Annotated in this window: 27 protein-coding genes; 11 read left to right on the top strand and 16 right to left on the bottom strand. The window is 69.5% G+C overall.

Annotation, left to right across the window (positions count from 1 at the left end):
- Positions 1-2: 2 nt before the first annotated feature.
- Entirely contained in the window at positions 3-587 is a 585-nt protein-coding gene (locus tag AB0H84_RS40710; protein ID WP_357616991.1) for a dihydrofolate reductase family protein, read from the top strand.
- Here the strand turns inward: AB0H84_RS40710 and AB0H84_RS40705 are convergent.
- From AB0H84_RS40705 to AB0H84_RS40680, 6 genes are all read right to left on the bottom strand, one after another.
- Complete coding sequence (locus AB0H84_RS40705) at positions 572-1,144, bottom strand: hypothetical protein (protein WP_357616989.1); 573 nt, start codon at positions 1,142-1,144, stop codon at positions 572-574. The two genes, AB0H84_RS40710 and AB0H84_RS40705, sit on opposite strands and share 16 nt — an antisense overlap.
- A 66-nt stretch (positions 1,145-1,210) precedes the next feature.
- Positions 1,211-1,951, bottom strand: a complete 741-nt coding sequence (locus tag AB0H84_RS40700) for a nitronate monooxygenase (RefSeq protein WP_357616987.1) — start codon at positions 1,949-1,951, stop codon at positions 1,211-1,213.
- A gap of 41 nt (positions 1,952-1,992) precedes the next feature.
- The gene (locus tag AB0H84_RS40695) at positions 1,993-2,640 is read right to left on the bottom strand and encodes a GPP34 family phosphoprotein (protein WP_357616985.1); all 648 of its coding nucleotides are present in this window, start codon (positions 2,638-2,640) and stop codon (positions 1,993-1,995) included.
- Entirely contained in the window at positions 2,615-2,890 is a 276-nt protein-coding gene (locus AB0H84_RS40690) for a hypothetical protein (RefSeq protein WP_357617258.1), read from the bottom strand. Before AB0H84_RS40690 ends, AB0H84_RS40695 begins: the two co-directional genes overlap by 26 nt.
- Positions 2,890-3,840, bottom strand: a complete 951-nt coding sequence (locus AB0H84_RS40685; protein ID WP_357616983.1) for an SPFH domain-containing protein — start codon at positions 3,838-3,840, stop codon at positions 2,890-2,892. Before AB0H84_RS40685 ends, AB0H84_RS40690 begins: the two co-directional genes overlap by 1 nt.
- A 121-nt stretch (positions 3,841-3,961) precedes the next feature.
- Positions 3,962-4,297, bottom strand: a complete 336-nt coding sequence (locus tag AB0H84_RS40680) for a cupin domain-containing protein (RefSeq protein WP_357616981.1) — start codon at positions 4,295-4,297, stop codon at positions 3,962-3,964.
- Between the two features lie 71 nt (positions 4,298-4,368).
- Between AB0H84_RS40680 and AB0H84_RS40675 the strand changes: the two genes are divergently transcribed.
- The 3 genes from AB0H84_RS40675 (at position 4,369) to AB0H84_RS40665 (ending at position 6,541) form a co-directional block, all read left to right on the top strand.
- The gene (locus tag AB0H84_RS40675; RefSeq protein WP_357616979.1) at positions 4,369-5,304 is read left to right on the top strand and encodes a helix-turn-helix domain-containing protein; all 936 of its coding nucleotides are present in this window, start codon (positions 4,369-4,371) and stop codon (positions 5,302-5,304) included.
- Positions 5,305-5,414: 110 nt separating this feature from the next.
- Positions 5,415-6,371: an alpha/beta hydrolase gene (locus tag AB0H84_RS40670; protein ID WP_357616977.1), complete on the top strand. Its 957-nt coding sequence runs from the start codon at positions 5,415-5,417 to the stop codon at positions 6,369-6,371.
- A 35-nt stretch (positions 6,372-6,406) separates the two neighbouring features.
- Positions 6,407-6,541, top strand: a complete 135-nt coding sequence (locus AB0H84_RS40665) for a substrate-binding domain-containing protein (RefSeq protein ID WP_357616975.1) — start codon at positions 6,407-6,409, stop codon at positions 6,539-6,541.
- A 144-nt stretch (positions 6,542-6,685) separates the two neighbouring features.
- Here the strand turns inward: AB0H84_RS40665 and AB0H84_RS40660 are convergent, their stop codons facing one another.
- Entirely contained in the window at positions 6,686-7,588 is a 903-nt protein-coding gene (locus tag AB0H84_RS40660) for a LysR family transcriptional regulator (protein ID WP_357616974.1), read from the bottom strand.
- A gap of 77 nt (positions 7,589-7,665) precedes the next feature.
- Here AB0H84_RS40660 and AB0H84_RS40655 point away from each other — a divergent pair, with 77 nt between their 5' ends.
- Together AB0H84_RS40655 and AB0H84_RS40650 are read left to right on the top strand one after the other, a co-directional pair.
- Entirely contained in the window at positions 7,666-8,403 is a 738-nt protein-coding gene (locus AB0H84_RS40655; RefSeq protein ID WP_357616972.1) for an aspartate/glutamate racemase family protein, read from the top strand.
- A gap of 64 nt (positions 8,404-8,467) precedes the next feature.
- A complete protein-coding gene (locus AB0H84_RS40650) occupies positions 8,468-8,887 on the top strand; it encodes a hypothetical protein (protein ID WP_357616970.1) in 420 nt (139 codons plus the stop codon).
- Between the two features lie 323 nt (positions 8,888-9,210).
- On the opposite strand, the gene AB0H84_RS40645 is transcribed toward AB0H84_RS40650, so the two are convergent.
- A complete protein-coding gene (locus tag AB0H84_RS40645) occupies positions 9,211-9,774 on the bottom strand; it encodes a dihydrofolate reductase family protein (RefSeq protein WP_357616968.1) in 564 nt (187 codons plus the stop codon).
- A gap of 127 nt (positions 9,775-9,901) precedes the next feature.
- Here AB0H84_RS40645 and AB0H84_RS40640 point away from each other — a divergent pair, with 127 nt between their 5' ends.
- Positions 9,902-10,648: a TetR/AcrR family transcriptional regulator gene (locus AB0H84_RS40640; protein ID WP_357616966.1), complete on the top strand. Its 747-nt coding sequence runs from the start codon at positions 9,902-9,904 to the stop codon at positions 10,646-10,648.
- On the opposite strand, the gene AB0H84_RS40635 is transcribed toward AB0H84_RS40640, so the two are convergent.
- The 6 genes from AB0H84_RS40635 to AB0H84_RS40610 form a co-directional block, all read right to left on the bottom strand.
- The gene (locus tag AB0H84_RS40635) at positions 10,591-10,866 is read right to left on the bottom strand and encodes a hypothetical protein (RefSeq protein ID WP_357616964.1); all 276 of its coding nucleotides are present in this window, start codon (positions 10,864-10,866) and stop codon (positions 10,591-10,593) included. The genes AB0H84_RS40640 and AB0H84_RS40635 overlap by 58 nt on opposite strands.
- A 256-nt stretch (positions 10,867-11,122) precedes the next feature.
- The gene (locus AB0H84_RS40630) at positions 11,123-11,479 is read right to left on the bottom strand and encodes a hypothetical protein (RefSeq protein ID WP_357616962.1); all 357 of its coding nucleotides are present in this window, start codon (positions 11,477-11,479) and stop codon (positions 11,123-11,125) included.
- The gene (locus AB0H84_RS40625; RefSeq protein ID WP_357616960.1) at positions 11,472-11,609 is read right to left on the bottom strand and encodes a hypothetical protein; all 138 of its coding nucleotides are present in this window, start codon (positions 11,607-11,609) and stop codon (positions 11,472-11,474) included. Before AB0H84_RS40625 ends, AB0H84_RS40630 begins: the two co-directional genes overlap by 8 nt.
- Positions 11,610-11,684: 75 nt before the next feature.
- The gene (locus tag AB0H84_RS40620; protein ID WP_357616958.1) at positions 11,685-12,443 is read right to left on the bottom strand and encodes an ABC transporter permease; all 759 of its coding nucleotides are present in this window, start codon (positions 12,441-12,443) and stop codon (positions 11,685-11,687) included.
- On the bottom strand, positions 12,440-13,366 hold the full coding sequence (locus AB0H84_RS40615; RefSeq protein WP_357616956.1) for an ATP-binding cassette domain-containing protein: 927 nt from the start codon (positions 13,364-13,366) through the stop codon (positions 12,440-12,442). Before AB0H84_RS40615 ends, AB0H84_RS40620 begins: the two co-directional genes overlap by 4 nt.
- A gap of 5 nt (positions 13,367-13,371) precedes the next feature.
- On the bottom strand, positions 13,372-14,580 hold the full coding sequence (locus tag AB0H84_RS40610) for a cytochrome P450 (RefSeq protein WP_357616954.1): 1,209 nt from the start codon (positions 14,578-14,580) through the stop codon (positions 13,372-13,374).
- Positions 14,581-14,726: 146 nt separating this feature from the next.
- Here AB0H84_RS40610 and AB0H84_RS40605 point away from each other — a divergent pair, with 146 nt between their 5' ends.
- A complete protein-coding gene (locus tag AB0H84_RS40605) occupies positions 14,727-15,410 on the top strand; it encodes a helix-turn-helix domain-containing protein (protein WP_357616952.1) in 684 nt (227 codons plus the stop codon).
- Positions 15,411-16,333: 923 nt separating this feature from the next.
- On the opposite strand, the gene AB0H84_RS40600 is transcribed toward AB0H84_RS40605, so the two are convergent.
- Entirely contained in the window at positions 16,334-17,479 is a 1,146-nt protein-coding gene (locus AB0H84_RS40600) for an MFS transporter (RefSeq protein WP_357616951.1), read from the bottom strand.
- Between the two features lie 159 nt (positions 17,480-17,638).
- Between AB0H84_RS40600 and AB0H84_RS40595 the strand changes: the two genes are divergently transcribed.
- Complete coding sequence (locus tag AB0H84_RS40595) at positions 17,639-18,220, top strand: TetR/AcrR family transcriptional regulator (protein ID WP_357616949.1); 582 nt, start codon at positions 17,639-17,641, stop codon at positions 18,218-18,220.
- 123 nt (positions 18,221-18,343) lie between these two features.
- Here the strand turns inward: AB0H84_RS40595 and AB0H84_RS40590 are convergent, their stop codons facing one another.
- Positions 18,344-19,261: a helix-turn-helix transcriptional regulator gene (locus AB0H84_RS40590; protein WP_357616947.1), complete on the bottom strand. Its 918-nt coding sequence runs from the start codon at positions 19,259-19,261 to the stop codon at positions 18,344-18,346.
- A gap of 144 nt (positions 19,262-19,405) precedes the next feature.
- On the opposite strand from AB0H84_RS40590, the gene AB0H84_RS40585 reads away from it, so the two are divergent.
- Positions 19,406-19,816: an MFS transporter gene (locus AB0H84_RS40585; protein WP_357616945.1), complete on the top strand. Its 411-nt coding sequence runs from the start codon at positions 19,406-19,408 to the stop codon at positions 19,814-19,816.
- Between the two features lie 102 nt (positions 19,817-19,918).
- Positions 19,919-20,962, top strand: a complete 1,044-nt coding sequence (locus AB0H84_RS40580; RefSeq protein ID WP_357616943.1) for a zinc-dependent alcohol dehydrogenase family protein — start codon at positions 19,919-19,921, stop codon at positions 20,960-20,962.
- Positions 20,963-21,417: the final 455 nt, after the last annotated feature.

The raw sequence follows: 21,417 nt of genomic DNA, 5'->3' as shown, positions 1-21,417 counted from the left end.
CCATGGGCAAGGTCATCGCAATCGAGCACCTGACGCTCGACGGCGTGATGCAGTCCCCCGGGAAAGCCGATGAGGACCCGCGTGACGGCTTCCGGCACGGCGGATGGGCCACCCAGGACCAGGACCCGGCCATGCAGGAGGCGATGGGCGCCCGCATGGCGGGCGGATGGTCCCTGCTGGCAGGGCGCATGACGTACGAGCACTTCGCCGCCTACTGGCCCAGCCAGGCGCCGAACCCGTTCACCGAGGCGCTCAACAGGGTCCAGAAGTATGTGGTCTCCACGACCCTGGCCGAGCCGCTGCCCTGGCAGAACTCCACCCTCCTCAAGGGCGACGCCACCGAGGCGGTGGCCGGGCTCAAGAAGGAGCTCGCCGAGAACCTGGTGGTGTTCGGCAGCGGGGTGCTGGTCAGGTCGCTGATGGCGGGCGGCCTCGTCGACGAGCTCCTCCTGCTGATCCACCCGCTGGTGCTCGGAACGGGGCGGCGGCTGTTCCCGGAGTCGGGCACCGGCCTGACCGCGTTCGAGCTGGTCGACTCGGCGACGACCCGCACCGGGGTGCTCATGGCCGCCTACCGGCCCCGCTGAGGTAGGGCGGTGCGGCGGCGGTAGTAGTGCACGGTCACCAGGGCGAGCAGGGGGCTCCAGGCGGCCAGCGGCCAGTACGTGGCGTTGAAGATCACCGTCTGCCAGCCGTTCGTGACCAGGGCGCTGGGATCGCCGTTGATCTTGAGGCCGAGGCTGTCCATGATCATGGCGTACGGGAAGACCAGCAACACGAGCGCGCCGAGACCGGCGGGGACGACCGCGGCCATGACCGGCACCGGGCGGCCGCGCAGCACCGGCACCCAGGCCGGCCAGGCCTCGCCCCACTCGCTGACCAGCCCGACGGCGAGGAAGGCCGCCGCCTCGCTCACCACGCTGAGCAGCACGATGTACCACCACCCGCCGGCCAGCCCCTCCAGGCCGCCGGGTGGTGTGGGGCCGAACTCCAGCAGCGGCACATGCAAGACGAAACCGGCGATGCGCCACAGGCTGGAGGGCAGTACGACCAGCGGGACGGCGTAGGCGGTCAGCACGGCCCAGCGGGGCACGCCTGCCGCCGTCCGGCCGTGCAGCCTGCTCCAAAGAGTGCGAGCGGCCATGGATCTTCTCCTCGAACGGCGTCACGGGTTGGCGCCTTCGAGGATCACGCATGTCGCGAGCGCCGCTCATCCCCCACGCGGGGGAGAGCACTCCCCCGGCCGGCGCGTGCTCGAGATCGACCCCGCCCGGGCCAGAGCCTCCTCGGCCTGCGCGGTCATCCTGCCGACAAGATCGGCCGCGGACGGCAGGTCGTCGATCAGATCGACGCCTTCGCCGGCCCACGCCGGCAGCGCGGGTATCTCACCTCGTTCCACGGCCTCTTGATAGGCCCGCTTGGCCTGCGGGTCCGCGGCCAGCTCCGCTTCCCGTCCCCGCCATTGATCCAGGAACGGGTGGCCGAGCGTACGGGCGGTGTACTCCGACGGCCAGTTGGAGCCGCGAGCGATGTCCAGTACGCGGCTGCGCTCGGTGTCCTCCCCGCGCCCTTCGATGATCGCCTTGGTGATCGAAGGATCGACGAGGGCCTCGGCCGTGGCCTGGAAGCGGGTGCCGACAAGCGCCCCGGCGGCGCCGTGCCCACCGGCCTCGGTGCCCTGCGCGACGATGACATCGGCCCCCAGATCCACGGCCCGCCTGGCCTCTTCCCCATCGATGACCTGGATGATCAGTGCGGCGCCTGCCTCGCGGATGCGTGGTGCGAACGGGCTCGGGTCGCCGAAAGACAGCATCACCGCCCTGGGGTTCCACTCCAGCGCACGCTCAATCGCGCCGACATCGATCGCCCAGCTCAGGAAGCCGACACCCCATGGCTTCGCGGTGTTCTCCGCGACGATCGGCACCTCCCTGGCCAGCCAGCCCAGTTGCACGCGCTGCTGGTTGCCCAGAGGAGCAGCCCTGATTCGTGGTGTCAGCCTTCGCTCGCCGCCCTGACCGCCTCGATGCTCTTGCGCAATGCGGTCGCGATCGGCTCGACGGGCGCGGACAGCTGCTGGATCCGGTCCTGGCGCAGACGCGTCTCCCGCGAGGAGGGAAGCACCGTTCTGAGCTGGGCCGCCGTGGCCAGCGCCGCCAGGACGCGGACGTCCTCGTCCAGGTGCCCGACCGGCCGGCCGCCGCGGATGGCCCGGCCGACGCGCTCGGCCAGCCTGCGCGACAGGTACGCCTTGCGCAACGTGATCCGCTCGACCGGGAACAGCAGGATCCGGTGCCGCTCCACGCTGATCAGCCGGGCGGCCGCCAGCTCGTCGCGTACCACGCGGACCGCCTTGCCGGTGTCCTTCCGCACCCACCGCCGCCACGAGCGGGGCGGCGAGTTCGAGATCTGCTCCCAGACCGCCGCCCGCAGGGAACCCGGCTCGGCGGCCGGGGCGGTGCGAGCTCGTGCCTTGCCCGACTCGTCCGCCAGGTTGCCCGCCAGCAGCAGCTCGGCGAGGGTGGCCGCGCGCAGCAGGTAGCCGAGCTCGCTCCGCTGGGTCAGCTTCTGTTTCCGCAGGTCGAAGGCCAGTAGGAAGGCCGATCGGGTCAGTGACTCACCCTGCTTCACTTGCGTCTCCATCCGCCCGCTCCTCTTCTTCCTGATCTGCTTCTTCCTGATCTGCGCCGTCCTCCGGCGCCTTCCTCGGCCGTCCGCGCGGGCGCATCCGCCCCACCCCGTCAGGCAGGCGCCCGGCCTCGGAGAGAGCCCTGCGCAGCAGGAATTCGATCTGGGAGTTCGTGCTGCGCAGCTCGTCGGACGCCCACCTGGCCAGTGCGTCGTGAACCACCGGGTCAAGCCGCAGCAGGATCTTCTTCCGCTCCACGGTGATTACTGGTAGAGCGTGCCCGTGTTGACCACGGGCTGGGTGTCGCGGTCACCGACCAGCACCACGAGCAGGTTGCTCACCATGGCCGCCTTGCGCTCCTCGTCCAGCTCGACCACGTCGCGCTCGGCGAGCTTGGCCAGGGCCATCTCCACCATGCCGACCGCGCCGTCGACGATCCGCTGCCGGGCCGCCACCACTGCGCCCGCCTGCTGGCGGCGCAGCATGGCGTGGGCGATCTCGGGCGCGTACGCCAGGTGAATGATGCGGGACTCGATCACCTTCACCCCGGCGAACGACACCCTGGCCGCGATCTCCGCGGACAGCCGCTCGTTGATCTCGTCGGCGTTGTCCCGCAGGGACAGCCTGGGCTCGCCGTGCGCGTCGTACGGATAGCTGCCCGCGATGTGCCGCACGGCCGTCTCCGCCTGGATGGCCACGAACTCCACGAAGTCGTCCACCTCGAAGACCGCCTGGGCTGTGTCCTGCACCTGCCAGACCACCACGGTCGCGATCTGGATCGGGTTGCCGTCCGCGTCGTTGACCTTCGTCACGTCCGTCTCGTGGTTGCGGATCCTCGTGGAGACCCGCCGGCGCACCGTGATCGGGTTGACCCACTGGAAGCCGGGGGTGCGCAGGGTGCCGACGTACCGGCCGAGCAGCTGCACCACCCTGGCCTCGCCCGGCGCCACCGCGGTGAGGCCGAAGTACATGAAGAACCCGAGCAGGATCATCAGGATGCTCACGATGACCACCCACATGCCGCCCTGCCCGGCCCCCGAGGCGAGCATGACGATCCCCACGACGAGCAGCGCGATCCCGGCCAGGTCCAGCGCCGTCGCCACCCCCAGCATCACGAACCCGTTGGCCGCCCGCACCGGGCGCTCGCTCGTGCGCGGCGCGGGCATGTCCACTACGGCGGCCTCAAGTGCGGCGCCGCTCGATGTGTTCGCCATCGTCCGTCCCTTCTACGTGACTCCATCCTGATAGCAAAGTGATATCACTTTTTTGGCGACTGCGACAGGCCCGTTCTCAGAGCCCTCCCCGCTGGGTTCGGTGCGGTGAGCCGGTGCGCCTTCAGCCGGCCGGGTAGAAGAGGAACAGCGTGCAGCCGGTGGTGCTCGCGGGTATGTGCCACGACCCGGCCGGGGCGTGCAGGAACGTGCCGGCCGGGTAGTCGCGCGCGCCGTCGTTGAAGGTGCCGGCGACCACGTAGACCTCCTCCGGGCCGGGCTCGTGGACGTCGCGACGCGGCCAGGAGGTGCCCGGGTCCATCTCCAGCACGTTGGCGTGCGCGCCGGACGGTCCCCGCCACAAAGGGCGGAGCCGGATCCCGGGGAAGAGCTCGCGGACCGGGGAGTCGTCGACGAAGGCGGAGGTGTAGCCCTCTTGGGCGAGGATCTCGGAGTGCATGCCGCCCACGGTGCTGTACGCGGGCGCGCCGGGACAGAGCCGGCGACGACATCGTGGGGTACTTTCCTGCCATGCATCGCGTAGTGGCCCTGGTGCGGCCGGTGCAATCGACGTTCGAGGTCGGCTGTGCCGTCGAGGTCTTCGGCACGCGGCGGCCCGGGATGCCGCAGCGCTACGAGTTCGAGGTGTGCACGGAGACGCCGGGGCCGGTGCCGACCTCGGCCGGGTACGCGATGTCCGTCTCGCAGGACCTGACGGCGCTCGAGTCCGCGGACACCGTGATCATCCCCAGCTGGCTGCCGGTGGAGGCGCCCCTGTCCGATGGCGTGCGCCACGCGCTGCTCCGAGCACACGCGCGTGGGGCGCGGCTCATCACGATCTGCTCCGGAGTGTTCGCCCTCGCCCGCACGGGACTGTTGGACGGCCGCTCGGCCACCGCGCACCCGGCCCGCGCCGAGCAGTTGCGACGGGAGTTCCCCCGCGTGCGCGTGGAGCCGGACCGGCTTTACGTGGATCACGGCGACGTCGCCACCAGCGCCGGTGCGGGCGCGGGCATCGACCTGTGCCTGCACCTGGTCCGCAAGGACCACGGGGCCGCGCACGCCGCCCTCCTCGCGCGGCACATGGCGATGCCGCCGCACCGCGAGGGCGGCCAGGCGCGGCATGCGCCATCTTCTCCGGCCGGGGATGCGCTCGACGGCCTGCTCGAATGGGCCGGCGAGCGCCTCGGGACACCGCTGGCGGTGGGCGACCTGGCCGCGCACCTCGGCGTCTCGCCCCGCACCCTGGCCCGCCGCTTCGCCGACCAGCTCGGGACGAGCCCTGGCGCGTGGCTGCTCTCCCGCCGGGTGATCGCGGCACGCACCCTCCTCGAGGAGACGGACCTGCCGGTCGAGGCGATCGCCGCCCGCGTCGGCCTGACCTCCGCCGTCAACCTGCGCCGCCGCTTCCGCGCCCAGGTGGGCACGACCCCGGGCGCCTACCGGCAGGCGTTCCGGGTCCCGTGAGCGTCTCACCGTTGGCTGCGAGGGACGCCTTTGCCGGAACGGCAACAAGGTTTCTGGTACGGCTACCTGACCGTCGAGGATGGCGCGAGCACAGATCGAGGAGGTTGACGGTGAAGCACCGGATGGTGACGACAGAGGCCGGACGGGTCCATGTGGTGGAGCAGGGCAGCGGGCCGCTGGTGCTGCTCGTGCACGGGTTCCCCGAGTCGTGGTACTCGTGGCGGCGGCAGTTGCCGGTGCTGGCGGAGGCGGGCTACCGGGCGGTCGCGCTGGATGTGCGGGGGTACGGGCGTTCGTCCAAGCCGCAGGATCCCGCCGCCTACCGGATGCTCGACCTGGTCACCGACAACGTCGCGGTGGTCCGCGAGCTGGGCGAGGACTCGGCGGTCATCATCGGCCACGACTGGGGAGCGACGATCGCGGCGCACTCCGCGCTGGTCGCGCCCGAGGTGTTCCGGGCCGTCGGCCTGCTGAGCGTCCCCTACACCCCGCCGGGCGGGCCACGGCCGAGCGAGGTGTTCGCGGGCATGGGCGGTGACCAGGAGTTCTACGTCTCCTACTTCCAGGAGCCCGGGCGGGCCGAGGCCGAGATCGAACCCGACGTCCGCGGCTGGCTCGCCGGCCTCTACCGCGCCCTGTCGGGCGACACGATGCCCGGCCCCGGCGAGCCCGACCCCCACTTCGTCACCAGGAACGGCGGCATGCTGCGCGAACGGTTCCCCACCGGCCCGCTGCCGTCCTGGCTGTCGCAGGAGGACCTCGACTTCTACGCCGCCGAGTTCGAACGGACCGGCCTGACCGGCGGCCTCAACCGCTACCGGAACATGGACCGCGACTGGGAAGACCTCGCCTCCTACGCCGGAGCGCCGATCAGCCAGCCCTCTCTGTTCCTGGGCGGCACCCGCGACGCCTCCACGATGTGGCTGGCCGACGCCATCGAGGCGTACCCGCAGACGCTCCCGGGCCTCACCGGGAGCCACCTGCTGGACGGCTGCGGCCACTGGATTCAGCAAGAACGCCCCGACGAGGTCAACCGGTTGCTGACCGAATTCCTCAATACGCTCTGAGCGGGGGCGACAAGCAGCGCGGGCACGTATCCGGTGTGCGAGCCGTCGGAGCCCTCGGCCGCACGGTGCCACAGGAGCTGGGCGTGGTCGGCGTGGACGACACACCGGTGGCCACCCATACCACCCCCCGGCTCACCACCATCGGCTTCGGGCTCGCCCAGGTTTTATGATGCCTGACCTGGCTCCTCCTCGACCACGAGCTCACCGACGTCGGCTTCGCCTACGTAGGCGAAGGCGCGCTCATCCAGGGCGGATCAACGCTGCTTCTGACCGCACGTACGAGATCGGCTGCCTCGCCTGCACGCGATCGATCATCAGCCACGGGCGGTGGCGATGTCGGCCACGGCCTGTACGGCGCTGCGCACGGCGGGAATTTGATCGGCCTCGCGATGGTGAACGAGGTACAGGACTCTCGGCCGTACCCCCGCGGCCGGGCGCACGGCGACGCCCGGGTCGCGGGCCGCGTCGAGCGCCAGCTGCGGAAGCAGCCCGACGGCCAGCCCACGGGCGATCAGCGCCTGTGTCAGCACATAGTCGTCCGTGCCGTGGCGGATGTCCGGCGTGAAACCCGCTGCCTCGCACGCCTGGCGAAGGTGGTCTGTGCACCGTTCGCATCCCCCGGTCCATTTGTCCTGGGCCAGCTCCCCCAGGGGCAGCGGTACATCCGACGGTTGCGCGCACGGATGCGAACGGGGCAGCACGAGCCGCAGCGGATCCTCACCGATCGGCACCCGGACCATTTCCTCGGCGCCCACCGGTCTCTCTCCGGCGTGATCGAACGTCAGGGCGACGTCCACGTCGCCGGCGGCGAGCAGGTCGAGGGCCTGCGGGGGCTCGGCCTCGCGCAGTCGTACGTCGAGATGCGGATGCCGCTCGGCGAGCAGGCTCATCGCGGCGGGGACCACGGTCGCTCCCGCCGAGGGGAACGCGGCCAGCCGCACGGTGCCCGCGCGCAGATGGACGAACGCCTCGAGCTCTTCGGTTGCGGCCTGCATGCGAGCGGCGATGGCGTCGGCGTGACGGAGCAGCGCCTGTCCCGCCTCCGTGAGCTGCACTCCGCGCGGCCGGCGCAGCACAAGGGCGGTGCCCGCCTGACGTTCGAGGTGGCGTAGATGCTGGCTGACGGCCGGCTGGGTCCAGCCGAGCGCCCGGGCCGCGCCGCCGATCGATCTGGTACGGGCGATTTCCCGAAATATCAGCAGCCGCTGGACGTCCATGCCATAAGTATTGCTTGGCAGTCAGCCAAGAAAGCCAGGGCTACCTATGAGCTGGGCGGCCCGGCAGGCTTGGGGCCATGATGCGAACCATCGGGCTGATCGGCGGCATGAGCTGGGAATCTTCCGCCGAGTACTATCGGCTGCTGAACGAGGAGACGCGACGGCGACTGGGCGGGCACCACTGCGCCAGGAGCGTGCTGCTGACCGTCGACTTCGCCGAGATCGAGGCCATGCAGCGCAGCGGGGAGTGGGAACGGGCCGGGCTGCTCCTCGCCGAGTCGGCCCAGAGCCTGGAGCGCGCCGGCGCGGACATGGTGCTGCTGTGCACGAACACCATGCACCAGGTCGCCGACCAGATCGAGGCGGCGATCAACGTGCCCTTCGTGCATCTCGTCGACGCCACGGCGCGCCGCATCGCCGCCGCGGGCCTCACCACGGTGGGCCTGCTGGCCACCCGTTTCACGATGGAGATGGACTTCTACCGCTCGCGTATGCGGCAGCACGGTGTGGAGATCATGGTGCCGGACGAGCCGGACCGCACGCTCGTCCACGACGTGATCTATCAGGAGCTCACGCAGAACCGGGTCGAAAGCTCCTCTCGCGAGGAGTATCGCCGCATCATCGCCGAGCTCGCGGGACGAGGCGCTCAGGCGGTAATCCTGGGATGCACCGAGATCACGCTGCTGATCGGGCCAGGAGACAGCCCGTTGCCGGTGTTCGATTCCACCCGTATCCACGTCGAGACGGCCCTCGACCTGGCACTGCCCGCCGACCCCGCGCCCGGCGACGATCGTCAGCGAGAGCGGGTCCCGTAGTCATGCCGGGGTGCTCGACTCTCCCTGTCTCCCCTCTCCCTGTCTCCTCCAGAACGCAGTGCCTGTGCGCCCGTCAACCTCTGCCCGCGCTCCCCTGTCCCGCCGATTAGTCGCCTGGGCCGGGACCCTGCTCCTGGCGGTGGCCCTGCTCGTCACGCAGGCGTCCACCGCCGCGACCGTCACCGACCTCGGCGTCGCCGGGAAGGGCGGAGACGTGGTGGCGCGCAGCGGCAAGGTCTTCGTCGCCACCGGCGACCAGATCGTGGTCGCGGCCATCGACGGCGAGGTCATCGACAAGATCACCGGCCTGTCCGGTGCTGTCGCCCTGGCCTCGCCGGAGACCGGCAGGAAGGCGTACGCGGCGCTGCGCGATTCGCATGAGGTGATCGAGATCGACACCACCACGCTCGCCATCACCAAGCGCATCGACCTCACCGCGTACCCGTGCCCGTCGGGCCTGGCGCAGTCGTACCACCAGCTGTGAACGGATTCGGTTGCGGCGAAGCGGGCGAGGGAGGCGTTCTCGGCCCAGCGCACAACCTGAGCAGCGCAAGCGCCTCAGCGTTTCGAATCGTCCCCCACGTCAGGGTACGCGCCGATGCACAGGATCGCCCAGTTGAGCGAGCGCCACGGCGCACCCAGCGCAGCGCGGGCATCGCACCAAGACTTCGTCCGCGAATGCCGTGATCCACACCTTCGGATCACGGAATCGATCACCAGGCAAAGCAGTCACTCTTCCATCATGACCGAAACCAACCTCAACGTCCCCTGGGCAGTAACGCCCAGCCCGGTCCGTGGCCGATCGGCTCAGCGGCGGACGCGGTAGCGGATGTGGGTGGCCTCGGGCGTGTCGAGCACCTGAATGATCTCCAACTCGATCTCCGACGGCAGGACGTCGAACAACCGGCGCCCTGCGCCCAGGAGTACTGGAATGTGGTGGATCTGCACTTCATCCAGCACTCCGGCCTCGAGGGCCTGCTGCACCGTGTACGCGCCGCCACGAATCTGGACGTCCCGTTCCCCGGCGGCGGCCTTCGCCTGCGCCATCGCGCTTTCGATCCCGTCGTTCACGTAGGTCACCAGCGGATAGCCCCACCGGGCGGCTGGGCCGGGCGGCCGGTGGCTGGGGACGAAGATCGGCAGACCGCCGTGAGAGCCGCCCCAGTGGTCCATGAGCTCAGCGGTCCGCCGTCCCGCGAGGATCGCACCAGCCCTGTTCCATTCGTCTTGGAACTGCTTGACCGGCCCGGGATGCTGGTCCGAGTCAGCCCACTTGTGCAGCCGCTCGCCATCGTCGCCGCCGAGGAAGTCGTTGGGATCGGCGATGTACCCGTCGAGGGACATCGACATGTCGAGCACTGATTTGGACATGGCCCACTCCTTGTTTCACGGCGTGGCCCCTGGGCCACCGCCTGCTCCCGGGTCCGGGGATTAACTGTGTCCTCAGGACACTGTGTACGGTAGAGACAGTTTTGGCGGATGGCAAGTGGGAGGCGACATGTCGGCCAACGAAGATCCAAGGGCACTGGCGGAACTGTTGTGGGGCCTGCGGAAGCCGCGCATCAGAGGCCCCAGGCCCGCCTTCGACCTCGCCCGGCTGGCCGACACCGCCGTCAAGGTCGCCGATACCGAGGGCCTGGAGGCGGTCTCCATGCACCGCATCGCCGCCGAGCTCGGCCTCACCAAGATGGCCCTGTACCGCTACGTCAACGGCAAGACAGAGCTGATGGCCATCATGATCGAGGCGGCGGTCGGCACGCCCCCCGACCTGAGCGGGGCGGTCGGCTGGCGGGCCAAGCTGGAGGAGTACGCCCGCGGACTGTCCACCGCCTGGCGGCGCCACCCCTGGCTGCCGTCGGTCACCGTGGGCGACCGCGTCATGGGCCCACGTGAGACCGCATGGCCCGAAACAGCCCTCAGCGCCCTCACCGACACCCCCCTGACCGAACGCGAACGGCTCGACGCGGTCATGATGGTGTCCCACCACATCCGCGCCACCCACTCGGCCGCCACCCAAGGCACTCAGACCTGGACGGACGGCAGCGCCGCCCCCATCATGCGCGACCTGCTACTCCTCAACGCCAGCCGCTTCCCGCTGCTTGCCACCACCGTGGCCATCCCCTCAACCACCACCACCCGGGAATTCGGCCTCCTCGCCCTCCTCGACGGCCTCGAACGCATCATCACTCAACGCACCCACAACAACGGCGACGAACAAACGGCTTCGCGCCCAGATCCTCCGTAAGCGGCGACCACCAGCAGGCCCCCGAACACGATCTGCCCACCGACGGCCGGATTCCGGATCGCCTCGTCGGCTACCTCCCGCACCCGGACCGCGTCGTAGGTGACGCCCATCCGCTTGCGCACGAACGACCGATGCCGCTTGGCCGACCGCTCCGCGGCATCCTCCAGCACCACCACCTCCGGCAGGCCGATCGCCTCACGGAGGTGCTCGGAGACCACTGCGGGGACGTCTTTGAGCTTCGGAAAATAGCCCAGCCGCTGGTAGGCCTTCAGCCAGACCAGCAGGGCCAGCAGATGCTGATCATCCTGCGTCTTCCGCGGGCCACTCCACCTCGACTGCCGACGGAGTGAACACCTCCGCCGGCTCCCTGGCCGACACCGCCCGTACGAACCTCGGGTACGCCGTCCGGTCGATGGACGCCGCCCGAACCCCCGAAATCGCCACCAACCAGCGCGAACCCCAGGAGTCTAACGATCAGTGATCAAGAGCGCGGCCCGTTTCTGCCGTATTCCGGTGGCACCCCGATTTCAGCGGTGCCTTCGGCGCCGACGGCATCACCTTCCCGCGGACGATGACCACCGTCTCGCGCAAGGTCGTCAGCCCGGACGGCACCGTCACCTCGACGGGCCTGGTGAAGTTGATCCCCGCCGCCGACGGGTCCTTCAGCTTCTCCGATACGCCGACCACGGCCGGCGAACACACGTACACCGTCAACTTGCTCGGCAACTCGACCATCGAGTCAGCGCGCACACCCACGCGGTCACCGTCCTCCAGTCGCCCGCGTAGCATCCCGACGGCCGGGTGACGGCGACCCGACTCGCCGTCACTCATGCTCTCCCACGCCAAGGGACATGGTGATCGCGAAGACGGTCCAGGGGCTGGCCGGCGTGGCCGGGAGGAGGGGGCGGCGGAGTCGAACCGACAGGAACGCGACGATGATCAGGACGATGGCCGTGATCATTGTCCAGGCGATCCATGCGGCCGGCACCGGGTAGCTGGCCGGACTTGCCGGCCAGGGCGATGGGCACGTCCACCCTCACCGGTTGTAGAGCCTGCGTGCCCACAGGTACCCGCCCAGCGCGATGACCGCGCTCCAGAGCGCCGCCGCCGCGAAGCTGGATCCCGCGGGCTGCCCGGCCAGCAGCGCGCGCAGCGTTTCGATGACCGGCGTGAACGGCTGGTGTTCCGCGAACCAGCGCAGCGGGCCCGGCATCGACTCCGGCGGGACCACGCCGCTGCCCAGGAACGGGAGCAGCATCAGCGGCATCGGCAGGTTGCTGGCCGTGGCCACGTTCTTGGTGACCATGCCCAGCGCGGCCGACAGCCAGGTGATGGCGAAGGTGAACATCGCCAGCACTCCCACCACCCCGAGCCAGTCCAGCACCGAGGCGGCGGGGCGGAAGCCGATCAGCAGGGCCGTCAGCGTCACGGCTGCGATCGCGATGAAGTTCTGGACGAGCGCGCCGAGCACGTGCCCGGTCAGGACCGAGACGCGGGCGATGGCCATGGTCTTGAACCTGGCGACGATGCCCTCGGTCATGTCCATGGCCACCGAGATCGCGGTCCCCTGCGCGGCGCTCGCGATCGTCATGATCAGGATGCCGGGAGTGACGTAACCGACGTAGGCGGCGCGATCGCCGCCGATCCCGGCGCCCATGATGCCGCCGAGGACGTAGACGAACAGCAGCAGGAACACCACCGGGACACCCACGTAGGTGAGGATCAGCATGGGGTAACGCCACATGTGCCTGATCTGGCGGCGCAGCATCGTCGCCGAGTCGGTGATCGCTCTCATCGGGCGGACTCCTCGGTCAGGGCGAGGAAGACGTCGTCCAGGTCGGGCGTGTGCATCGACAGTTCGGCGACGTCGATGGCCTGTGTGTCCAGCCACTCCAGGAGGTTGCGCAGCGCCCCGACGCCGGTGTCGGGGATCTGCACCGTGAGGGATTCGTCGTCGCGCGAGGTGGCCCCCACCCGGGAGGCAGCCCTGAGGTAACCGCCGGGGTCGGCGAAGCGCAGTATCAGATGCCCGCCGGGGACCAGCCGCTTGAGCTCGCCCGGCGTCCCCTCGGCGACCAGGCGGCCCTGGCTGAGCAGGGCGATGCGGTCGGCGAGTTCGTCGGCCTCCTCCAGATACTGGGTGGTCAGGAAGATGGTCACGCCGTCCTGCTGGACGAGGTCCCGGACGATCTGCCACATGGTGCGGCGGCTGCGCGGGTCCAGGCCGGTGGTCGGTTCGTCGAGGAAGATGAGCTTGGGCGTGCCGACCATGGTCATGGCGAGGTCGAGCCGGCGGCGCATGCCGCCCGAGTAGGTGACCGCGGGCTTGCGCGCGGCGTCGGTGAGGTCGAAGCGCTCCAGCAGTTCGCGGACGCGCCTGCGGCCCCTGGCGGGGCCGAGGTGGAGCAGGTCGGCCATGAGTCGCAGGTTCTCCTCGCCGGTGAGGAAGTTGTCGACCGCGGAGAACTGGCCGGTGACGCCGATCGCGGCACGCACCTCGTCGGGCTCCTTGGCCAGGTCGTGCCCGGCCACCCAGATCTCCCCCGCGTCGGCCTTGATCAGGGTGGACAGGATCTGCACTGTGGTGGTCTTGCCCGCGCCGTTCGGGCCGAGCAGCGAGAAGACGGTGCCCTGCGGGATGGTGAGGTCGATGCCGTCCAGGACGCGGTGGGCGCCGTAGGACTTGCGCAGCCCCGTCACCGAGACGAAGCTTCGCATCGCGTTCACCCCCGATCCCAGGTGACGGGCAGGCTGTGCACGCCGTACACCTGCGAGGGGTCGGTGCGCAGCGACAGCTCTTCAGCCGGTACGGCGAGCCGCAGCGTCGGGAAGCGGACGAGCAGCGCGGGAAACGCGACACGCATCTCGATGCGGGCAAGCTGCTGACCGAGGCACTGATGGACGCCGTGGCCGAAGGCCAGATGCCCGGCGGCCGAGCGGCGCAGATCGAGCACGTCGGGGTCGGAGAACCTGGCCGGGTCCCTGTTGGCGGCGTTGATCGCGATGATGACCGTGTCGCCCGCCTTGAGCTGCCTGCCGCCGAGCTCCACGTCCTCCAGCACGCCGCGCATACCGGTGGCGGCGACGGACAGGTAACGCAGCAGCTCCTCGACGGCGCCGGCGGCCAGGCCGGGGTCGCCGCGCAGGGCGGCGAGCTGGGCCGGGTTGCGCAGCAGGGCGAAGGTGCCGAGCGCGAGCATGTTGGCGGTGGTGTCGAGCCCGGCGCCGAGCAGGAACGCGGCCACGCCGCCGAGCTCCTCGTCGGTCAGGTCGCCGCCGGTGGCCAGGTCGCTGAGCAGGTCGTCGGTCGGCTCGGCCCGCTTGACGAGCGCGAGCTCCCGCAGGTACGTGCCGAGCTCGACGAAGGCGGTGTACTGCGCCTCAGCGGTCCCGGCGTCCGACAGGGCCCGGGTGGAGCTCTGGAACTGGTCGCGGTCCTCGTACGGCACGCCGAGCAGCTCACAGATCATCAGCGCTGGAACCGGCTGCGCGAAGACCTCGACGAGGTCGGCGGGCGGCCCCTGCCGCTCCATCGCGTCGAGCCGCTCACGGGTGATCTCGGTGACCCGCTCGGTGAGCAGGTTCATCCTGCGGACGGTGAACTTGCCCGCCAGCAGCTTGCGGAAGCGGGTGTGCTGGGGTGCGTCCATGCCGGTCAGGTCGCCGACGGGGGCGGGCGGCAGGTGCCCGCCCGCCAGGGGGTGGTAGTGGGTTTCGTAACGGGAGCTGAACCGCGGGTCGGCGAGGATCTGGCGGACCAGGTCGTATCCGGTGACCATCCAGACGCCGGGGGCGCCCTCGGGCACGGCCACCCGGGCGATGGGCTGCTCTGCGCGCAGGGCGGTGAGCGAAGGGGCGGGATCGAAGGGACAGGCGGGTGCGCGGTCGAGGGACGGAGTGACCGGCTCGTCGCGATAGTACTTGTTCGTCACGATTGAAAGCTACGTTGCTTTCAGAAATTATGTCAATCAATGGATGCCCATATGTGCAGGTAAAAGGCGATAAATTGATGCGTTGACGGTGAAGATGAATGCAATGAAACGTTGCATTGTGTGGCGCCTAACGCAATAGTGGTGACATGCCAGAAGGAAGGTTGGCCCTGCGGGACCGTCAGCGCATCGCGACCGGCCTCGCCGAAGGCCGCTCCTACGCCGAGATAGCCAGGCGGCTGGACCGGCCGACCTCGACCATCAGCCGTGAGGTCGGGCGCAACGGCGGCCCCAGCGACTACCGCCCCGAGCGGGCGCACCAGGCGACGGCGCGGCGGGCGCGGCGTGGCACCCCGGCACGTTCGCTCGAGGCCGAACCCCAGGACCGCAAGGTCTTCGAGGTGGAAGAGGGAGCCGTCGAGCTGGCGGTCGGGATGGGCCTGCCGAAAATGGTGGCGCGCGTGCTCATCGGCCTGTGGCTGAGCGAGGACGGCAGGCTCACCGCGGCCGAACTGTCGCGCGGGCTGAAAGTCAGCCCCGCCTCGATCTCCATGGCGGTGGGCTACCTGACCCAGCAGGGACTGATCAGGCGCGAACGTGATCCGCAGCGGCGGCACGACATCTACGTGGTCGACGACGACGCCTGGTACCACTCGACGGTGATCAGCGCGCGACAGACGCTCGCGGCGGCGGAGATCACGAAGGCGGCGGGGCAGACGCTCGGGCTCGACACGCCCGTGGGACGCCGCCTGGCCAGAGGCGGTGCGTTCCTGGAGCGGATCAGCCTGGACGCTCTGGCGTCGGCCGAACGCTGGCGCGACCTCCCACCGTGACACCAGGCATCGATGCCGCCGTCCAGCAACTGCGCGCCCAAGGCCCGGATGGGCTCGCTCTCCGCCTCGCTCCGCCACACCGGCGCGTATGGCAGCGGCTCCAGATCGGTGACCGGCAGGTAGGCGATGGGCGGGTAGACGATGTCCGGCCGTGCCCAGTAGTCGTTCTTGATCTGGTGTAGGTTCCGCGGCTGCCGGGCAGCATCGATCTTCGTCAGCTTGATCGCGCCGGATCCATGGTCCTTGATCTCCACCCAGGCCAGCTCGGCGATGAAGTCCTTGGGGTTCAGCGGCTCACGGAAGGAGTGCGGCGGCGCGAGCACTATGTGACTCAGGACACTAGAAATCCCATCGATCGGTGGTGACCGGAGATACCGTCGCCGACTGGACCCTGACCTTCCGCCATGAGAAGGCGTACCTGTTGAATACAGATTCATTGATGATCCAGCGGTAGGCGCCGTACCGGCTGTCCCAGATGAAGACCTGAGGGCTGGAGGCGGACCTGACCAAGTGCGCGCCGTTCAGGTTGGTGACTTGAATCGTTGGCCCGGTGCGGGGCAGGCCGCGCTACTCTCACTGTCGGCAGTCGCGGCGGTAGTGCTGACCAGGGCCAGCGAAAGTGCGGCCAGTGCGATACGTAACGTCATGCGAACGGTCCTCATGGGGTTTCCCTTCCCGTCAGGATCGGCTGCGGCCTGCTGCCGAGACGGCCGGAATCGGCGCACGTACGCCTCCTCGCGCCAAGTTTCGATCAGCGAGGATGATCGAACCAGGGCATACGACGGGCATCGACCGGGCATTTCATTTCAGCTTTCGGGCGACATTTTCCACCCAGGAGACCCGTGTGCGGCTTGTTGCCGTAGCGGTATTGCGCCATAGGCGCGCCACGACCCGGGCGACACGATCCACCTTCGCGCAGCGCCCTAGGTTTGCGGTGCTTGAGCGACGGCTGGGTTTCGGCGTGCACTCCACGCGACGAGCCCAGCAGCCAGGACGAGACCCCCGGCGAGCCAGAGGATGCCCTGGAGCGGCAGGGTATCGACGACCGCGCCGCCGGCCAGCGCGCCGAGACCGATCGAGAGGTTGAACACCGCCACCCACAGAGCGGAGGCTTCCTCGACCGCTTGTGGCGCGGCCTTGATCATCCACGTCTGGAGGCTCGTGGAGACCCCGCCGTACACCAGGCCCCAGACCACGAGCAGCGTCACCCCGCCCGCGCCGGTAGGTCCTGCCACGGGGAAGAGCAGTACGGTCACCCCCAGGGCGGCGGCGATGGACAGGACAGTCCGATGGAGCCTCTTGGCCACGGCGGCACCCGCGACGAAGTTTCCCACGATGCCCGCCACGCCGAACCCGAACAGCAGGGGCCCGACCAGTCGCTCGTCGATGCCGGACAGATCCCGCAGCACAGGGCTGATGAACGTGTAGGCCGAGAAGTGGCCGGTCACGATCAGGAAGGTCGCCAGGATGCCGGCCCGGACACCCTGGTTGCCGAACTGGCCGGCCAGTCGCCGCAGGCCGACGGGCTGAGCCGCCGCCAACGGTGGCAGCACGGCCAGCAAGGCGCCCAGTACGGCCAGCGCGAGGGCGCTCAGCGCGCCGAACGCGATCCGCCAGTTCGCCAGCCCGCCGATCATCGTGCCGATGGGGACGCCGAAGACGTTCGCGGCCCCGACGCCGCCGAAGATGATCGCGGTGGCCCGCGGCACGTGTGAGGCCGGGACGAGCCGGACGGCCAGGGCTCCTGCGATGGCCCAGAACCCGCCGACGGCCACCCCGACCAGCACGCGGGCGGCGATCAGGAGCGGATAGTTCGGGGCCAGGGCGGATGCCAGGTTGGCGAGCGTCATGAGTCCCATCAAGGCGACGAGCAAGAGCCTGCGGTCCATCCTGCCGACGAGCAGCGGGACCGCCGGCGCCGCGACGGCGGCGACGATGCTGGGGACCGTGACCATCAACCCCGCCGCGCCCTCCGACACCGACAGTGCCGATCCGACCGGGGTGAGCAGTCCGATGGGGAGCTGCTCTGCTGTGACCAGGAGGAATGTGCCGAAGGCTACGGCGGACACCGCGGTCCAATGACTTTTCGGTGACGTGGCCCGCTCGCGCAGGGTTGGGTCCGTTGCCGTCACGTTGAATCCCTTCTCCAATTCGGGAGCGATCGCTCCCATATGGCGGCACACCCTAATACGGGAGCGATCGCTCCACAACTTTGATAGCGTGGGACCATGGCACGACCCAGGGAGTTCGATGAGCAGGACGTGGTCGCCAAGGCGACCCACCTGTTCTGGTGCCGCGGCTACAACGCCACGTCCGTCCGCGACCTGGGCGCCGAGCTCAACCTCAAGCAGAGCAGCCTGTATCGGACTTTCACCGACAAGCACACACTGTTCCTGCGGGCACTGGACCACTATCGGGCTACCGAGTCCGCTCAAGCCGAAGAGCAGCTGAGCGTCCCCGGCTCCAGCCTCGAGACCCTGCGGGAGTGGCTGACCTGGATGGTCAGCCACGAGGCCGGTCGTGGCTGCTTCGTGGTCAACACCGCCACCGAGCTCGGCGCCACCGACCCCGAGGTCCGGCAACGGACCGAGGCCGCGTTCGAAGGCACCCGGAAGACCCTCGCGTCGCTCCTACGCCGCGGCATCCACGACGGCGACCTGCCCACCACCTTGGACGTCGACGCCGCGGTGGAGTCGCTCTTCACGACCGTGCTCGGGCTCCGCGTGCGCGAACGCGCCGGTCACGATGCCGGACGACTGGCCACGGCTATCGACTTCACGATCAGAACGCTCGCGGGAGCTGCGACCTGACCGGCGTTGCCGGATCTGGACGGCCCGCTCGTCCCAGGTGCAACGATTGCCGCGCCCTTGGTCGCACGGAGTCACTGATGTCCGATTCCGTACGGAACCTCTCTACGGTTGGGGCGGAGTGCTTCAGCGGGGCTGATTGGTGGGCTCCCCCGCCCGCGACCTGGTGGCAGCCAGGCTGGCGAGGAGCTTGAGCCGGTCTTCGGAGGTGGTGCCCGGTTCGGCGGTGTAGATGGTCAGGTCGTGCACCGCCCGATGGGACATCGGCAGGTTCAGGGACTGGTAGGTCAGTTCCAGGCGGCCCACCTCCGGGTGCCGCAGCCGCTTGATGCCATCGTGGCGGAGGCGGACGTCGTGGGCGGCCCACATGGTACGGAAGTCAGGGCTGAGCGTGGACAGCTCGCCCACGAGTTCGCGCAGGGCACGGTCGTGGGGTTCGCGCCCGGCTTCCGCGCGCAGCAGCGCGGCGGTGATGACGGCGGCGGCCTCCCAGTCGACGTAGAAGTCGTGGGCGCCCGGGTCCAGGAAGATGTAGCGGGCGACGTTGGGGCGGCCGCGCTTGTCGGTGGTGTCGCTCTGGAACCACGGCGCGAACAGGGCTCGGGCCAGCGGGTTGTGGGCGACGACGTCCATGCGGCCGTTCTGCACCGATGCCGAGGACATCGTCATGGAGTCGAGCAGCCACTGGATGCGGGGCGGGACCTCGACATCCTTGCGGCGGGAGAGCGTACGGTGGGCGGGCCGGGCCGCTCGGGCCAGGTCGAACAGGTAGGTGCGCTCGTCCTCCTCCAGCCGCAGTGCCCGGGCGACCGCGTCGATGACGTCTTCGGACACGCCGCTGATGTGGCCCTTCTCCAGCCGCGTGTACCACTCTGTGCTGACGCCTGCCAGAACGGCGACCTCCTCGCGCCGTAGCCCCGGAACCCGGCGACGGCCGCTGGTCGGCAGCCCGGCCTGTTCAGGGGTGATCTTGGCGCGCCGGCTGGCGAGGAAGTCCCGGATCTCGGAGCGGTTGTCGGAACGATTACCGGGTCCCTGGTCCATGCTCTCCACGGTAGTCGTGGGCTGAAGTGCGGGAAGCGCGCAGGGGGGTTGGGTTTATACCCCCCATAAACCCGACCTTCTCCACATCTGGCGAAGCCGGTTTCGTGGGGTCGACAGCTCGAACACGACCCCTGTGGAGAAAGAATGAGCACGCGAGGAGGAGTCCTGCACGCCCGTGGCGACGCGCGCGCCGAAGAGCATGCGCGTCCGCCCGCCAGGTTTCCTTTCGTCATCCATGTGCTGGCGTTGGGCACGTTCCTGATGGGCACGACCGAGTTCGTGGTGGCGGGCCTGCTGCCGCAGATCGCGGGCGACCTGCGGGTGAGCGTGGCCCAGGCCGGGCTGTTGACCACGGTCTTCGCGGTCGGGATGATCGTCGGCGCGCCGCTGATGGCGATGCTGACGCTGCGGCTGCCCAAGCGGCTGACCCTGATGCTCTCCCTGGCCGTTCGCTTCGCGGGCCGGGCGCCCGTCATCGCCGCGCTGACCCTGATCCCCACGATCGCCATCGCCCTCAGCCAGCGCCGCCACTCCCCCGCAGCGGCCATCACGTAGCTCAGGGACTCCTGGCCACCGATTCTGCCGAACTCGCCAGCTGCGCCAACGTCCAATCGCCAACACCCGAAATCAAGCACCAATCGCATTGGAGAACACCTCATGCGTGCAACCTTCATGTACGGAGCCGGCGACGTCCGCGTCGAGAACGTCCCGGACTCGGTCATCAAGCTGCCCACCGACGCGCTCGTCCGCGTCACCGCCTCCTGCATCTGCGGCAGCGACCTGTGGCCCTACGGCTCGCTGTCCCCGGCGGACGCCCCCGCGCGGATGGGGCACGAGTTCATCGGCGTCGTCGAGGACACCGGCTCGCAGGTGACCACCGTCAAACGGGGCGACCTGGTCGTGGCTCCCTTCGCCATCTCCGACAACACCTGCGCGTTCTGCCGCGAGGGTCTGCACACCTCCTGCGCCCACCCGCAGGCCGGCTTCTGGGACGGCGAGCCGGAGGAGGGCGGCCAGTCCGAAGCGGTCCGCGTCCCGCTCGCCGACGGCACCCTCGTCAAGCTCCCCGTCGCACCGGACTCGGCCCTCGTCCCGTCCCTGCTGACGCTCTCGGACGTGTTCGGCACCGGCTATCACGCCGCTGTCGCCGGCGGCGTCAACGAGCGCACCCGCGTCACCGTGATCGGCGACGGCGCCGTCGGCCTGCTGGCGGTGCTGTCGGCCAGGCGCCTGGGCGCCGAGCAGATCATCCTCATGGGCCGCCACCCGGTGCGTACCGACCTCGGCCGGGAGTTCGGCGCCACTGACGTCGTCTCCGCCCGCGGTGAGGAAGGGATCGCCCAGATCCGCGAGCTGACCGGCGGGCACGGCACGCACGCGGTGCTCGAGGCCGTCGGCACCATGTCCGCCTACGAGCAGGCCGTCGGGATCGTCCGCCCGGGCGGCGTCATCAGCCGCGTCGGCGTCCCGCAGTACGAGGAGGCGCCGATCGGCTTCGGCAGCCTCTTCCGCCACAACGTCCGCCTGGCCGGCGGACCCGCGCCGGTGCGGGCCTACATCGAGGAACTGGTGCCCGACATTCTGGACGGCACGATCGAGCCGGGAAAGGTGTTCGACGCCACGACCGACCTGGACGGCGTCCCCGTCGGCTACCAGGACATGGCCGACCGCAAGAGCCTCAAAGTCCTCATCAAACCCTGAGAACGCGGTGGCGTCCGACCTCGTCAGGCTATGTGCCGCTGATCCGCCTACACAGTGAAGGAGCAGTTACAGCCTCTGAATCCCATGGACATGCTGTGCCACCCTCTACCACAGCAGACGTGTCCTCCTCGACGCTCAATCGGCGTACCTTCATCGCTGTCGATACCCGCGGTCGGTGGTGCTGTCGCCGCGGACGGCCTGATCGCAGAGCCGTCCCTCGCCGCAGTCGCCCGGCGCGAGGCGGCCACTTGGCGGAGTCGGGGGTCGACCAGCATCGGAACGAAAAGTCGCGTTAGGGGGCCTGGTGGAGTCGGCGTAGCGCGGATGGTCGTTCCGGGCGACAGCCGCCGCTAAGAGGTGCTAGGGCCTGTTCTGAGTTCGGATCTCTATGTGGGCTGCAGGCTTCGGATCCACAAGATGGCACCACGTAGGTGGAGCCCAGCGAGATAGCTTTC

The organism is Nonomuraea sp. NPDC050786 (assembly GCF_040654115.1).
Lineage (GTDB): Bacteria > Actinomycetota > Actinomycetes > Streptosporangiales > Streptosporangiaceae > Nonomuraea.
This window is presented reverse-complemented; position numbering and strand designations above follow the sequence as displayed.

Bases quoted from the DNA above. Each gene is read 5' to 3' on its own strand.
- AB0H84_RS40710 (WP_357616991.1), top strand. From the start codon at position 3: ATGGGCAAGGTCATCGCAATCGAGCACCTGACGCTCGACGGCGTGATG.
- AB0H84_RS40705 (WP_357616989.1), bottom strand. From the start codon at position 1,144: ATGGCCGCTCGCACTCTTTGGAGCAGGCTGCACGGCCGGACGGCGGCA.
- AB0H84_RS40695 (WP_357616985.1), bottom strand. From the start codon at position 2,640: ATGGAGACGCAAGTGAAGCAGGGTGAGTCACTGACCCGATCGGCCTTC.
- AB0H84_RS40685 (WP_357616983.1), bottom strand. From the start codon at position 3,840: ATGGCGAACACATCGAGCGGCGCCGCACTTGAGGCCGCCGTAGTGGAC.
- AB0H84_RS40680 (WP_357616981.1), bottom strand. From the start codon at position 4,297: ATGCACTCCGAGATCCTCGCCCAAGAGGGCTACACCTCCGCCTTCGTC.
- AB0H84_RS40675 (WP_357616979.1), top strand. From the start codon at position 4,369: ATGCATCGCGTAGTGGCCCTGGTGCGGCCGGTGCAATCGACGTTCGAG.
- AB0H84_RS40660 (WP_357616974.1), bottom strand. From the start codon at position 7,588: ATGGACGTCCAGCGGCTGCTGATATTTCGGGAAATCGCCCGTACCAGA.
- AB0H84_RS40655 (WP_357616972.1), top strand. From the start codon at position 7,666: ATGATGCGAACCATCGGGCTGATCGGCGGCATGAGCTGGGAATCTTCC.
- AB0H84_RS40645 (WP_357616968.1), bottom strand. From the start codon at position 9,774: ATGTCCAAATCAGTGCTCGACATGTCGATGTCCCTCGACGGGTACATC.
- AB0H84_RS40640 (WP_357616966.1), top strand. From the start codon at position 9,902: ATGTCGGCCAACGAAGATCCAAGGGCACTGGCGGAACTGTTGTGGGGC.
- AB0H84_RS40630 (WP_357616962.1), bottom strand. From the start codon at position 11,479: ATGAGTGACGGCGAGTCGGGTCGCCGTCACCCGGCCGTCGGGATGCTA.
- AB0H84_RS40625 (WP_357616960.1), bottom strand. From the start codon at position 11,609: ATGATCACGGCCATCGTCCTGATCATCGTCGCGTTCCTGTCGGTTCGA.
- AB0H84_RS40620 (WP_357616958.1), bottom strand. From the start codon at position 12,443: ATGAGAGCGATCACCGACTCGGCGACGATGCTGCGCCGCCAGATCAGG.
- AB0H84_RS40615 (WP_357616956.1), bottom strand. From the start codon at position 13,366: ATGCGAAGCTTCGTCTCGGTGACGGGGCTGCGCAAGTCCTACGGCGCC.
- AB0H84_RS40605 (WP_357616952.1), top strand. From the start codon at position 14,727: ATGCCAGAAGGAAGGTTGGCCCTGCGGGACCGTCAGCGCATCGCGACC.
- AB0H84_RS40595 (WP_357616949.1), top strand. From the start codon at position 17,639: ATGGCACGACCCAGGGAGTTCGATGAGCAGGACGTGGTCGCCAAGGCG.
- AB0H84_RS40590 (WP_357616947.1), bottom strand. From the start codon at position 19,261: ATGGACCAGGGACCCGGTAATCGTTCCGACAACCGCTCCGAGATCCGG.
- AB0H84_RS40585 (WP_357616945.1), top strand. From the start codon at position 19,406: ATGAGCACGCGAGGAGGAGTCCTGCACGCCCGTGGCGACGCGCGCGCC.
- AB0H84_RS40580 (WP_357616943.1), top strand. From the start codon at position 19,919: ATGCGTGCAACCTTCATGTACGGAGCCGGCGACGTCCGCGTCGAGAAC.